Raw genomic sequence first — 13,526 nt, forward strand, 5'->3', positions numbered from 1 at the left:
CGCACATGGTGAGCAGAAGACGTCGGGTCCGCATGGCGAACCCGACGTCTTCTGCACACGTGTTGCTCGAGGTGTCAGCGCTCGGTGACCTCCGAGAAGTCCGGAGTGCCGTCGGGGAGTGCGGGCAGGGGCGTGCCGTCGACGTAGCGCGGCCAGGCCAGGGCGCGGGAGGCCGACGGACGGGACGCGTAGCGACGCCCGTCGGACGCGACGACCGTTTCGGGCGCGGGACCGGGGGTGGAGGCGGGAGCGGGCGCAGGTGCGGGAGCGGGCGGCAGCGGGACCTCGGGTGCAGGTGCGGGAGCGGCCGGCGTCGGCGTCGAGCTCCACGCCGGCTGCTGCTCGGGCACCGGCCACGTCGCCGACGGGAGGGCGCCCCGCGGGCGGAACAGCGCGTTGCTCAGCGGGACCACGACGGTCCCGAGCAGGTCGAGGATCACGACCACCCAGACGAGTCGCCAGTAGCCCCGCGCGTAGTCGACGTCCGGTGCGAGCAGCGGGATCGACAGCAGCAGGGCGAGCAGGGCGATCACGCCGACGGTGGCCTTGGCGACGACCTGCAGAGCGGGCGTCGGGTAGCGCCGGTGGATGACGAGCAGCAGGTGCACGTGCAGGAGCGCCACGCGTGCGACGCCGACGAGCCACATCCAGTGCCAGAAGTGCTCCACGACGAACCAGATGCCGTCACCGTCGACCCCCGTGGGGACGATCCACACCTTGTACAGGCCGGCGACGAGCAGGTACATCGACGTGGCGATGCTCGCGAACGCGAACGTCCCCGACCGCCTGGACGAGACGTCGGCGTCGTACCAGGACAGCAGCGCGAAGACGACGACCACGACGATCGTCAGGAGCAGCTGCACCGCGACCATGCCGAAGTCACCGAGCAGCACCGCGGCGATGCCGACCAGGCCCGCGGCGACGACCGCGCCGATGATCGTCCGGAACACGAGCGGGCGCACCTTCGCCCACCGCGGATCCATCGTGCCGTTCGTGTCGTCCGTGCTGTCCGTCATGCGTCCCCCACCGTCCTCCGCGCACCTGGCGGATCATCGTTCCGCAGCGTAGCGGGCCGTGGTGGTCCACACCGACCGGCCAGGCCGCCCGCCGACCGCGCCGTCAGCGCCCGATGAACCGCGTCGTCAGCGCCGGATGAGGAGGGCGCTCGCCCGCGGTGACAGGGCGGCGTCGAGCACCAGGCACGCGGCACCGACCGCGGCGACGTCGGCCCCACGGTCGCTCTCGACCACCTGCACCGGGTGCTTCGGCACGAGCAGCGGCGACCCGACGATGGCGGTCCGCGCCGCCGGCAGGGCGGCGCTCGCGATGCGGGACCAGAACGGCCCGCCGAACACCACGCGGTCGACGTCGAGCAGGTTCACGATGAGGACGACGGCGTTGCCCATCACGGTGCCGGCCTCGGCGGCGAGCGTGACGGCGGTGTCGTCCCCGGCGGCGATGGCTGCCGCGAGCTCGTCCCACGCGGCGTCCACGGCGTCGACCGAGTCGGCTGCAGCGCCGCCGCCCGACAACGCCAGCCCCCGCGACCGCGCGACCCGGACCAGCCGGTCCGGTGCGACGGCGGCACCGACCTCACCGCGCGTACCCGAACCGTCCGGGGTGCCGGCCAGCGAGCCCTGGTCGACCATGATGTGCCCGGCGTCGCCCGCGTTCGACCCCACGCCGCGCACGGGTTCGTGGTCGACGACGAGCCCGACGCCGAACCCGGTGCCGAAGTACACGAACGCGAAGTTCCGCGCCGAAGACTCCCCCGCCAGGAACATCTCGCCGACCGCGGCGGCCGTCACGTCCTTCTCGAGCAGCACCGGGTAGCCGGTGGCCTCGGCGACCGCGTCGCGCAGGGGCACGTCCCGCCAGCGGGGCAGGAACGGCGGGTCGACCACGATGCCCGCCTCGACGTCGATGGGTCCGGGGCTCGCGATCCCGACGCCCAGCACGCTCTCGACGGCGACCCCGGCGTCGGCCACGAGCCCGTCGACGGCCGAGGCGATGGTGCGCACCACCTGAGACGGATCGTCGGCGGTCGGGGTCGAGGTCGTGGACGCGGCCACGACGGTGCCGGCGAGGTCGAGCAGCACGTAGGTGACGACCGCCGGATCGACGTGCACGCCGACCGCGTACCGGCTGCCCGGTTCGAGCCGCAGGATGGTACGGGGCTTGCCGCGACCCGAGACGACGGTGCCGGACTCCGCGATCATCCCGGCCTCGATCAGGAACCGGGTGACGTTCGACACGGTCTGCGCGCTGAGCCCCGTGCGGGCTGCGAGTTCGACGCGGCTCAGGCCGTCGGGTGAGCGGCGGACGGCATCGAGGACCACCGTGCGGTTGAACCCGCCGATCGACGGGAGGTTCGCTCCCCGTCGATGCTCTGCCATGCCGCGACGATACCGTGACAACGGTGCGGTCTCGGTCTGCCGTCGTCACTGGCCCCCACAGGGGTCGCACCGTTAGCCTGGCCGCATGTCCGACCTGCGCCTGGAAGAACTCTCCGCGAAGACCGCTGCCGCGGCCAACTCCCTGACGCTCAAGCCGGGCCAGGAACAGTTCGTGCAGCCGACCACCTACGGGGTCGCCGAGTCCGACGTCAAGCCGAGCTCCGCGTGGACCCGTGTCGTCCTCGACGACGACGAGGTCCTCGGCCTGATCATCGGCTCGTTCGACGCCGACAACGCGCAGGAAGAGCTGCGCAGCTGCATCTGGCGCGTCAACGTGGCGGCCAGCGCGCAGGGCCGCGGTGTCGGCCGCTTCGCCGTGCACGGTCTGGCGGACGAGGCCCGCAGCCGTGGGTTCGAGCGGCTCACGGTCGTGTACGAACCGGGTGGCGACGACAGCCCCGAGGCGTTCTTCCGCGCCGTGGGCTTCGAGGTCGTGCGCGAGACCCAGTACGGCGACCACTTCGCGGTCCTGACGCTCTAGCACGCTCCGACGACGTGCTCTCCGACGACACGGCGCCGTCCGACGCCACGGTCAGCGAGTCCGGGGCGGCCGTCGACTTCGGCGCCGCCGTCGCCGAGGTTGTCCGGATGATCCCGCCCGGCCACGTCATGACGTACGGCGACGTCGCAGCAGCCCTCGGATCGCGGGCGTCGCGGGCCGTCGGCAAGGTGATGGCGCACGAGGGCGCCGACCTGCCCTGGTGGCGCGTGGTGCGCGCGGGTGGGCACCCGCCGCTCCGCCACGAGGCCAGGGCACTCGAGCACTACCGCGTCGAGGGGACGCCGCTCGTGCAGGGGACGTCGACCTGGAGGCTCGACATGCGTCGTGCGCGCTGGTCGCCCGCCACGGATGCGGACGACCCGTTCTGATCCCCCGGCGACGCGGGTCGGCCGGCGGATCGGCCGACCGACCGACCGTCAGCGGTCGAAGCGCGCACCCTTCGGGTTCGCGGGCAGCAGGCACAGGACGTACACGATCAGCGAGCCGATGCCCGGCACGATGTGCAGGAACTGCCAGAAGCCGGAGAGGTTCGCGTCGTGCAGGCGTCGGGCGCCGAGGCCGAGCGAGCCGATGAGCGTCGCGAGCACCCACAGCATGAACAGGTACGAGCCGACGGGGTTCTCGAGCACCGGGGTGTCCGGCGTGAACACCTGCGGGACGAGCTGCAGCACGAGCCCGATCGCGAACGACGTCAGCCACCACCACCAGAACTCGGCGCGCGATGCCCGCCCGGTGAACACGGTGTACTTCTTCCAGAACCGTCGGACGGCCTCGGCGAAGGGGGCACCGTAGAAGGGGTCGTGCAGGGCGACGCCGCCGGGCTGCACCACGCTGTCGTTGCTCATGGAGCAAGCCAACCACGTGGTGCAGCCCGACCGGGGCCTAGACGAGCGAGTCGCGCCAGGCCGCGTGCAGCTGGGCGAACCGCCCGGTGCCGGCGATGAGGTCGGCGGGGGTGCCGTCCTCGACGATCTTCCCGTGCTCCATCACGAGCACCCGGTGCGCGATCGCGACGGTGGACAACCGGTGCGCGATGATCACCGCGGTACGGTCGGCGAGCAGGGTCTCCAGACCTTCTTGCACCAGTCGCTCCGAGGGGATGTCGAGCGACGCAGTGGCTTCGTCGAGGATGAGCACCTTCGGGTCCGCGATGAACGCCCGCGCGAACGAGAGCAGCTGCCGCTGGCCCGCCGAGACACGACCACCGCGCTTGTTCACGTCGGTGTCGTACCCGTCGGGCAGCGCCATGATGAACTCGTGCGCGCCGACCGCCTTGGCCGACGCCTCGATCTCCGCGCGCGACGCCCCGGGCTTGCCGAGCGCGATGTTGTCCGCGACGGTGCCGGAGAACAGGTACGCCTCCTGTGTGACCATGACGATCGCGCGGCGCATGTCCTTCGTGTCGAGGTCGCGCAGGTCCACACCGTCGAGCTTGACCGAGCCCTGGGTCGGGTCGTAGAAGCGCGCCATGAGCTTGGCGAGCGTCGACTTGCCGGCACCGGTGGACCCGACGAGGGCGATGGTCTGCCCCGCCGGGATGTGCAGGTCGAACTCCGGCAGCACGACCTTGCCCTTGTTGTAGGCGAAGACGACGTCGTCGAAGTCCATCTTCCCGGTGGCGTCCGCCAGACGGGTCGGCTTCACGGGGTCCGGCACGCTCGGCCGTTCCTCGAGGACGCCGGAGATCTTCTCCATCGCCGCCGAAGCCGACTGGTACCCGTTGTAGAACATCGCGAGTTCCTGCGCCGGGTCGAAGAAGCGCTTGGCGTACAGCGCGACCGCGAGCAGCGCACCGACCTCGAGCGTCCCGCCGACGATCCGGAAGCCGCCGACGATGACGACCGCGGCGAGCGTCGCGTTGCCGATGAGCACGAGCACCGGGTCGAAGGTCCCGAACAGGTTGAACACCTTCGTGTTCGCCACCCGGTAGTCCTCGACGTAGCCGCCGTACTCGTCACGGTTGCGGGACTCCTTGCGGAACGCCTGCACCGCGCGGATGCCCGTCATCGTCTCGACGAAGTGCACGATCACGCGCGCCGAGGTGACACGGGTGGAGCGGAACAGCGTCTGCGAGTTCGTCTGGAACCAGCGGATCAGGAACCAGAGCGGCACGAGCGACACCGCGAGCACGAGCCCGGACGTCGGGTCGAGCAGCACCAGGGCCACGGCGGTGAACACCATGTAGAGCACGCCCTGGATGAGCTGGTTCAGCCCGGAGTCGAGCAGCTCGCGGATCGAGTCGAGGTCACTCGTCTGACGCGAGATGATCCGGCCCGACGTGTAGGTCTCGTGGAACTCGAGCGACAGCCGCTGCGTGTGCAGGAACACCCGCTTGCGCAGGTCGAACAGGATCGCCTGGCTGATCCGTGCCGCGAGCACCGTGTACCAGGCCGTCAACACCGCACCGAGGACGGCCACGACGATGTACGTCGCGACGACCCCGAACGCCGGCACCCAGTCGTTCTGGTCCATCACCGCGGGCAGGGCGTTGTCGATGCCCCACGCGATGAGCGCCGGACCAGCGACGGTCCCCGCGGTCGAGACCACGACCACGATGCCGAGCAGCACCAGCCGGAGCTTCAGCGGTGCGGCGAGGGACCCGAGCAGGGCGAGGGAGCGGCGCCGCAGGCGCTTGCTCTCGGCCTTCGTGAAGTCCTCACGCTCCTCGCCGCGCACGCCCATGGTGGTGATCGAGGCGGTGACGGGCGCGGCAGACTGCTCGTCCGGAGCTTCCTGCGGGACGGACGCCGTGCCTCTCCCCACCTGCTCGGCCGCCACGTCGCTGCGCGACGCGTCGGAACCGGCAGGCGTGGGCCCAGGCAGGTTCTGGTCGGTCTGCTGGCTCATGCCATCGCCTCCTGTCGTGCGGTCTGGTCGTCGTCGTCGAGCGACGAGATGACGTAGCGGTAGTGCTCGTTGGTGGCCATCAGGTCGTGGTGGGTCCCGACGGCCGTGACGACGCCGTTCTCCATCAGGGCGACCCGGTCGGCCAGCGTCACCGTCGACGGACGGTGCGCCACGATGAGCGACGTGGTCTCGGCGAGCACGCGGCGGAGGCCCGCCTCGACCCGCGCCTCGGTGTCGACGTCGAGGGCCGACAGCGGGTCGTCGAGCACCAGGACCGACGGCCGTGCGGCGATCGCGCGGGCGAGCGCCAGGCGCTGGCGCTGCCCACCGGACAGCGACAGCCCCTCTTCACCGACCCGGGTGTCGACGCCGTCGGGCAGGTCGTCCACGAAGGACGCCTGCGCGATGTCGAGCGCCTCGCGCATCAGCGCCTCGGCCTCGTCACCGTGGACGTCCGGCCGACCCAGCAACACGTTCTCGCGCACCGTCGACGAGAACAGGGTGGCGTCCTCGAAGGCGACACCGACGTGGCGGCGCAGCTCCTCGCGGGTGAGGTCGCGGATGTCGACCCCGTCGATCGTCACCGAACCACCGGTCACGTCGTACAGGCGCGGGACGAGCGAGAGCAGCGTCGTCTTGCCGCAGCCGGTGAGCCCGACGAGCGCCATGGTCTCGCCCGGCTGCAGCTGCAGTTCGACGCCGTTGATCAGGTCCGGGTACTGCGGTGCGGAGTCCTGGTAGCGGAAGTGCACGCCGTTGAACGACAGGGCGCCGTGCGGCTGGGCGATCGTCTTCGGGTGTTCCGGGTCCGTGATCGTGTTCTCGGAGTCCATCACCTCGAAGAAGCGGTCGACCGCGGTGCGGGTGTCGAACGTCATCGAGAGCAGGAACCCGATCGACTCGATCGGGAACCGCAGCACCGTCGCCGTCGCGAAGAACGCGAACAACTGGCCGACGGTGAGCTGTCCCTGCGATGCCAGGTAGATGCCCGCCAGCAGGCAGAGGGCGAACGCGACGTCCGGCACGAGCAGCAACCACAGCCAGATGCCCGCGATGGCCTTCGCCTTCTTGATCTCGGTGCCGCGCAGGGCCTCGGCCTGCTCGCTGAACTCCTCGAGCTTCGCGCCGCCACGACCGAAGGCCTTGAGCACGCGGATGCCGTGCACCGACTGCTCGACGCTCGTGGCGAGGTCACCGACCTGGTCCTGGCTGCGGCGGGCGACGGCGGAGTACCGGCGCTCGAACAGCAGGCCGTTGATCCACAGCGGGATCGAGGCGATCAGGAAGATCAGGCCGAGCATCCACCCGAAGGTGAAGAGCACGACGAAACCGACGACGATCGTCACGGCGTTGACCACGAGCAGGACGACACCGAACGCCAGCCAGCGGCGGATCAGGGACAGGTCCGACACGGAACGGGACAGCAGCTGCCCGGACTCCCAGCGGTCGTGGAACGCGACCGGCAGGTCCTGCAGCTTCGCGTAGAGCGAGTTGCGCATGCTCGTCTCGATGCGGGTCGAGGGACGCATCACCAGGCGGCGGCGCGAGGCGATGAAGAACGCCTCGAGCGCACCGAGGGCGAGCACCCCGAGCCCGGCGGGCCAGATCTGGGAGGAGTCGCGCGACGACAGCGGACCGTCGACGAGCCACTGCAGCACGTAGGGGATTGCGAGCGCCACGAGGGAGGCTCCCATCGCTGCGGCCATGCCGCCGATGAGGCGCCCCTTGTAGGGCCTCACGTAGGGGTAGATCCGCGCGATCGCACGGAAGGTGGACGGGCGCGCCGTGGTGGGCGACTTGGACATGCGTTGCGTCCTCATGCGTCTGCCGGGTCCCCGGGTCGCGCTGCGCGGTGCTTGCTTGCTTGCTGCTTGCTTGCTTGCGTGCTTGCTTGCTTGCTTGCTTGCTTGCTGCTTGCTTGCTTGCGTCGCGCGGCTTCGGCCTGGAGGCTCGGTGTGGCGTTGCGTGGTGATCATCGGCCGGGCGCGTGGTCGCGTCTCCGCCGTCACTCGCGTGACGTCGGTCGGGCCGGAGGCACCGAGGGACAATCGTCCCCCGGGTTCAGGCGGGTGGTTCGCGGACGCCGGTGGTGCTACGCCGCGGGGCCGTGGGAACGGCCCGACTCGACGGCGGCCGCGACGCGGGGTCGCGGTGCGATCGGGGATCGCCGTGCGGGAGCGGTCCCCGCGACGGACACGAGACCTGCACGGGCGGCCGTCGCCACGGTTCCGGTCATGTTGTCCATCGTCACTCCAGTCGTCGTCTTCGTCACCGTTGTGTCCGCGGTGCCGCCGGTCCCGAGGGATCGTCGGCTGCCTGCCGCGGAGCCTTACAGACTATTCACAGTGACTCACGGCGCGCAATGGTTCGCCACCGATTGTTCACATCAGTGGAAGAAATGGCGCTCGCTCGTGAAGTACATCGTGACGCCGGCTGCCTTCGCCGCAGCGATGACCTCGTCGTCGCGGACGCTGCCACCGGGCTGCGCCACCGCACGGACACCAGCGTCGAGCAGCACCTGCAGGCCGTCGGCGAACGGGAAGAACGCGTCCGACGCCGCGACACTGCCGGTCGCCCGGTCCCCCGCACGGTTCACGGCGAGGTGGCACGAGTCGACCCGGTTGACCTGGCCCATGCCGACGCCGACGCTCGCGCCCCGGTTCGCCAGCAGGATCGCGTTCGACTTCACCGAACGGCTCGCACGCCACGCGAAGGCCAGGTCGGCGAGGGTCTGCTCGTCCGCGGGCTCGCCGGCGACCAGGGTCCACGTGGCCTGGTCGAAGCCGGTGAAGCGGTCGGCGTCCTGCACCAGGAACCCGCCGGAGATCTGCTTGACCTCGCGGTCGGCGAGCGCGAAGTCGGCCGGCAGCGTGAGCAGGCGGATGTTCTTCTTGCGCGACAGGATCTCGAGGGCCTCGGGGTCGAACCCGGGGGCGACGACCACCTCGGTGAAGATGTCCTTCACGGTCTCGGCCATGGCCACGGTGACCGGGCGGTTCGCGGCGATGACCCCGCCGAACGCCGAGAGCGGATCGCAGGCGTGTGCGGCGGCGTGGGCCGAGGCGATGGGGTCGGCGGCGTCGGACGGGGCGATCGCGATGCCGCACGGGTTGGCGTGCTTGATGATCGCGACGGCGGGCTCGTCGAAGTCGAAGGCCGCACGGACCGCAGCGTCGGCGTCGACGTAGTTGTTGTACGACATCTCCTTGCCGTGCAGCTGCGTCGCCTGGGCGATGCCGGTGCCGTCCGTCGACGTGTAGAGCGCCGCGGCCTGGTGCGCGTTCTCGCCGTAGCGCAGGGTCGCCGACAGCTCGGCACCGAAGGACAGGTGTTCGTCGAAGGTACCCGGGGTCCGGATGTCGCCGGCGGTCGTCGGGGCTGCGGCGGCGGTGACGACGTCGCTCGCGAAGTAGGACGCCACCGCGGTGTCGTAGGCGGCGGTGTGCGCGAAGGCCTGGGCGGCGAGGCGCTTCCGGAGCTCGAGCGTGGTGCCGCCGGCACGCACGGCCTCGACGACCTCGGGGTAGGACGCCGGGGACACGACGATCGCCACGTTCGGGTGGTTCTTCGCCGACGCACGGACCATCGCCGGGCCGCCGATGTCGACGTTCTCGACCACGGTCGCGGTGTCGGCACCCGACGCCACGGTCTCGACGAACGGGTAGAGGTTCACGACGACGAGCTCGAACGGCGCGATGTCGAGGTCGGCGAGCTGCTGCTCGTGCGACTCGAGCCGCAGGTCGGCGAGCAGGCCGGCGTGCACCGACGGGTGCAGGGTCTTCACCCGGCCGTCGAGCGACTCGGGGAAACCGGTGACGCTCGCGACGTCGGTCACGGCGTACCCGGCGTCGCGGATGGTCTGCGCGGTGGAGCCGGTCGACACGATCTCGACCCCGGAGTCGGCCAGGGCGCCGGCGAGCTCGAGCAGGCCGGACTTGTCGCTCACCGAGATCAGTGCACGGCGGACCGGGACCACGTCGCGGTCGCGGTAGAGGCTGGGGTCGGCTGCGTGCACGCTCATGCGCTCGGGGTGCCCTTCAGGTCGGTGGTGCCGTTGGCGATGTCGAGGATGGTCTGGATGAGCAGGCGGCGCTCGACCGGCTTGATGCGGTCGTGCAGCGTCGACTCGGTGTCGCCCGGCAGCACCGGGATGCGTTCCTGGGCGAGGATCGGGCCCGTGTCGACGCCGTCGTCGACCGCGATCACGCTCGCACCGGTCTCGGTGACGCCGGCGGCGAGGGCGTCCCGCACGCCGTGGGCACCGGGGAACTCGGGCAGGTAGGCCGGGTGGGTGTTGATGATCCCCGGGGCGAACTCGGACACCACGGCCGGGGGCAGCAGGCGCATGAGGCCGGAGAGCACGAGCAGGTCGGGCGACCACGGGCGGATCTGCTCCGCCAGGGCCTGGCCCCACTCGGCGCGCGAGTCGTAGCGGGTGAACGGCACCGTGAAGGTCGGGATCGAGAACTCCTCGCCCAGGCCGAGGCCCTCGGCGTCACGGTCGGCACCGATGGCGACGACACGGGCGGGGTACTCGGCGTCGAAGGTCGCTTCGAGCAGGGCTCGGAGGTTCGACCCGGTACCGGAGATCAGGACGACCAGTTCGAGCACGGCACCAACCCTACCGGCAGGCACGGACCCGACGGGCGCTGTTACCGGTCGTCCTTCGGCTGCCGCCACCAGGGCAGCTCGTCCTCGGGGATCTGGTCGGTGACGTCCCACTTCGCCGGGCGGGACGGCTCCGCCGGCTTCGAGGCGGACGCTCGGGTGTCGGGCGCGACGTCCAAGCGGTCCGCCTCGGCCGTCACGTCCACGTCGTCGCGGCCGGCGACGAACTCCTCGGTGCTCCACGGGAACGCGGGCTGGGCGTCGGTGGGCACCGGGGTGGGTGCAGCTGCCGGGGCGGGCGCTGCGGGTCGCTCGGGGCTGGGCTGCTCGGGGCTGAGCTGCTGCGGTTCGGCGTCGGACCCCGTCACGCGGTCGCGGAGCTCGCCGGCCCGGCCGCGGATGCCGTCGGCAGCGCCCGCGAGACGGTCGCGGAGACCACTGAGCGCCGCACGCCCGGCACTCCGGCGCGGCGGCCCGGGCTCGGCGGCCAGGCGTTCGGAAGCCACGGCGTCGGTCTTCGCCCAGTCGGGGAGTTCGACGTCGTGCTCGGTGTCGCCAGCGCGCGGTGCGACGGACGGGGGTGCGGGTGCGGGCCGTTCGGGTGCCGGGTCCGCTTCGGCGGGCTCGTCGGTGACCGGCTCGGTGCCGATCGGCTCGGTCACGTGCTCGGTCGCTGCGCGGGATCGTGCAGCGGTTGACCCGTCGTGGGACTCCTCGACCACGAAGCGGTGCACGTCGGTGGTGCGCCCGGCCCCGGCCTGGTCGAGTGCGGCGAGCAGGGAACCCTCACCGACGTCGACCCCGTCGCGCGCCGTGTCGTCGTCGTCGACCTCGGTCCAGCGCTCGCGCGTCCAGCCGCGGTCCGGCAGCCGGACGAGGTCGCTGCCCGCGGCGAGGGCGATGATCGCCGGCAGGCCGACCTCGAGCGCGGCGAACCCACCGACCGCGAGGGCGTTCGGGCCGACGTCGGCCAGGCGCCCGGGGCCGAACGAGCCGGACGACACCCAGGCGATCAGCCCCGTGAGCACACCGGCCACGAGTCCTGCGACGACACCGCCGAGCGCACGGTGCAGCGCGGAGTCGGCGGCGCCCAGTGCGCGCACCAGCCGCGGCCGCATCGACCCGCCGACCGCGAACCCGGCGATGACCGGCACGAGGATCCAGACGAGCCCGAAGGTGTGCCCCGAGGTCGGCAGCGCGCCGAAGACCGGCAGACCGGGGATGGGGCCCAGGGTCGTCGCGATCGGGGACACGCTCGACCCGGTGCCGATCGCGAAACCGGGGCCGATCAGCCACGAGGTCGCCCACCCGACGAAGTCCGGCAGGAACGCGAGCTGCCCGACGGTGAGCGCGATCCCGCCGATGACGCCGGCGTGCGACTGCTCGTAGAGGGTGATGACCTCGGCGAACGAGGTGAAGAGGAGCAGGCCGACCAGCACCGCGGCGACCCCGACGACCACGGCGGTCGCGGCGGTCCCGGCGCGCAGACCGAACGTGGCGACGGCACGCCAGACCGCCGGGACGCGGTCGAGCAGGTCGATGACCCGCTGGGTCCCGGCGTCGGCCGGCATGCCGCGGCGACGCCGGCAGACCTCGGAGGTCACGAGTGCCGGGATCCCGAACCAGAGTGCTGGCAGCACCACGGCCTGCCAGATGGTCGGGCGGGTGGCGGCGGACGTCGACGACAGGGCGACGGCCAGGCCGAGGACCGCGACGACCGCGGTGCCGACCAGGAGCCCGGTGGTGCGGTGCTCGGTCTCCGCGAACCGACGACCGGCGCGGGCACCGAGCCAGGCGGTGACGACCGCGAACCCGAGCGCGGCGAGGGTCACGTGGATGGGATCGGCGGCGCCGCTGACCCCGGTGCTCTTCGCCAGGGCGGACCCGAGCAGGAACGAGACGTCGACGCCGTGGCCGACGAGCCAGACGCTGCCGGTGGCCTTCCAGAAGACGTCCCAGTCGACCTGCAGGCCGTACTCGAACCCCCAGAGCAGCGTCAGGGGCACGAGGGCGATCCCGATGCCGACGCCGACCGTCACGACCGCCTCGATCGCGGCGAGCAGAGCGGTTCCCAGGCGGTTCATCGCAGCGAGGATACGTGCCCCTCGCGCGGGCACCCTGGAGCCGCGCGGCTGCCGACGCAAAACACCGGTGTTCGCAGGACGAACACGCGCAGGACGCGGTTCAATCGACGAACACCGGTGTTTTGCGGGAGGACGAACCGCTAGCGAGCGGCGACGACCTCGCGCAGCAGCGCGGCGGTCTCGGACGGCGTCTTGCCGACCTTGACCCCGGCGGCCTCGAGCGCCTGCTTCTTCGCCTCGGCCGTGCCGGCCGAACCGGACACGATCGCGCCGGCGTGGCCCATCGTCTTGCCCTCCGGAGCGGTGAAGCCCGCGACGTAACCGACGACGGGCTTGGTGACGTGCGCCTTGATGAACTCGGCTGCACGCTCTTCCGCGTCGCCACCGATCTCACCGATCATCACGATGGCCTCGGTCTCCGGGTCGGCCTCGAACGCGGCGAGCGCGTCGATGTGCGTCGTGCCGATGACCGGGTCACCGCCGATGCCGATGGCGGTCGAGAAGCCCAGGTCACGGAGCTCGTACATCATCTGGTAGGTCAGGGTGCCGGACTTCGAGACGAGTCCGATCGGGCCCTTGCCGGTGATCGTCGCCGGGGTGATGCCGACGAGCGACTCCCCCGGGGTGATGATGCCGGGGCAGTTCGGGCCGATGATCCGGGTCGCGCCGCCCTTCGCCTTGGCGTGCGCCCAGAACTCGGCCGAGTCCTGCACGGGGATGCCCTCGGTGATGACGACGACGAGCGGGATCTCGGCGTCGATGGCCTCGAGCACGGCGTCCTTCGCGAAGGCCGGCGGGACGAAGACGATCGAGACGTCGGCACCGGTGGTGTCGATGGCCTCGCGGACGGTGCCGAAGACCGGCAGCGACACGTCGCCGTGGGTGACGGTGGTGCCGGCCTTGCGGGCGTTGACACCGCCGACGACGTTCGTACCGGCCTTGAGCATCAGGGCGGTGTGCTTCGTGCCCTCGCCACCGGTGATGCCCTGGACGATGACCTTGGAGTCCTTGTTGAGGAAGATCGACATG

At 71.4% G+C, this 13,526-nt stretch carries 11 protein-coding genes; 2 read left to right on the forward strand and 9 right to left on the reverse strand.

From position 1 onward, the window contains the following. Window positions 1–74: 74 nt before the first annotated feature. Together KK087_RS03620 and KK087_RS03625 are read right to left on the reverse strand one after the other, a co-directional pair. Window positions 75–1,016, reverse strand: coding sequence for a hypothetical protein (locus KK087_RS03620; protein ID WP_214564254.1), 942 nt, complete (start codon window positions 1,014–1,016; stop codon window positions 75–77). A 126-nt stretch (window positions 1,017–1,142) separates the two neighbouring features. Beyond that, window positions 1,143–2,396, reverse strand: coding sequence for an ROK family transcriptional regulator (locus KK087_RS03625; RefSeq protein ID WP_214531507.1), 1,254 nt, complete (start codon window positions 2,394–2,396; stop codon window positions 1,143–1,145). 85 nt (window positions 2,397–2,481) lie between these two features. On the opposite strand from KK087_RS03625, the gene KK087_RS03630 reads away from it, so the two are divergent. After that, entirely contained in the window at window positions 2,482–2,937 is a 456-nt protein-coding gene (locus KK087_RS03630; RefSeq protein ID WP_027466669.1) for a GNAT family N-acetyltransferase, read from the forward strand. A gap of 14 nt (window positions 2,938–2,951) precedes the next feature. Further along, a complete protein-coding gene (locus KK087_RS03635; RefSeq protein ID WP_307859959.1) occupies window positions 2,952–3,326 on the forward strand; it encodes an MGMT family protein in 375 nt (124 codons plus the stop codon). A 48-nt stretch (window positions 3,327–3,374) separates the two neighbouring features. On the opposite strand, the gene KK087_RS03640 is transcribed toward KK087_RS03635, so the two are convergent. From KK087_RS03640 to sucD, 7 genes are all read right to left on the reverse strand, one after another. Further along, window positions 3,375–3,803 (reverse strand): DUF805 domain-containing protein, encoded by a 429-nt coding sequence (locus tag KK087_RS03640; protein ID WP_214531506.1) that lies wholly within the window; start codon window positions 3,801–3,803, stop codon window positions 3,375–3,377. 37 nt (window positions 3,804–3,840) lie between these two features. Then, entirely contained in the window at window positions 3,841–5,640 is a 1,800-nt protein-coding gene (locus tag KK087_RS03645) for an ABC transporter ATP-binding protein (protein WP_214531516.1), read from the reverse strand. Window positions 5,641–5,801: 161 nt separating this feature from the next. Beyond that, window positions 5,802–7,610 (reverse strand): ABC transporter ATP-binding protein, encoded by a 1,809-nt coding sequence (locus KK087_RS03650; RefSeq protein WP_214564255.1) that lies wholly within the window; start codon window positions 7,608–7,610, stop codon window positions 5,802–5,804. 581 nt (window positions 7,611–8,191) lie between these two features. After that, a complete protein-coding gene (purH, locus tag KK087_RS03655; protein ID WP_214543320.1) occupies window positions 8,192–9,826 on the reverse strand; it encodes a bifunctional phosphoribosylaminoimidazolecarboxamide formyltransferase/IMP cyclohydrolase in 1,635 nt (544 codons plus the stop codon). Beyond that, window positions 9,823–10,416, reverse strand: coding sequence for a phosphoribosylglycinamide formyltransferase (purN, locus tag KK087_RS03660; RefSeq protein ID WP_071404669.1), 594 nt, complete (start codon window positions 10,414–10,416; stop codon window positions 9,823–9,825). Before purN ends, purH begins: the two co-directional genes overlap by 4 nt. Before the next feature lie 41 nt (window positions 10,417–10,457). Further along, entirely contained in the window at window positions 10,458–12,497 is a 2,040-nt protein-coding gene (locus tag KK087_RS03665; protein WP_214564256.1) for a cell division protein PerM, read from the reverse strand. A 140-nt stretch (window positions 12,498–12,637) separates the two neighbouring features. Further along, window positions 12,638–13,525, reverse strand: a complete 888-nt coding sequence (gene sucD / locus KK087_RS03670; protein WP_214543322.1) for a succinate--CoA ligase subunit alpha — start codon at window positions 13,523–13,525, stop codon at window positions 12,638–12,640. Window position 13,526: the final 1 nt, after the last annotated feature.

Origin of the sequence: Curtobacterium aurantiacum (genome assembly GCF_018598555.1) — a bacterium.
GTDB classification, from domain to species: Bacteria; Actinomycetota; Actinomycetes; order Actinomycetales; family Microbacteriaceae; genus Curtobacterium; species Curtobacterium aurantiacum.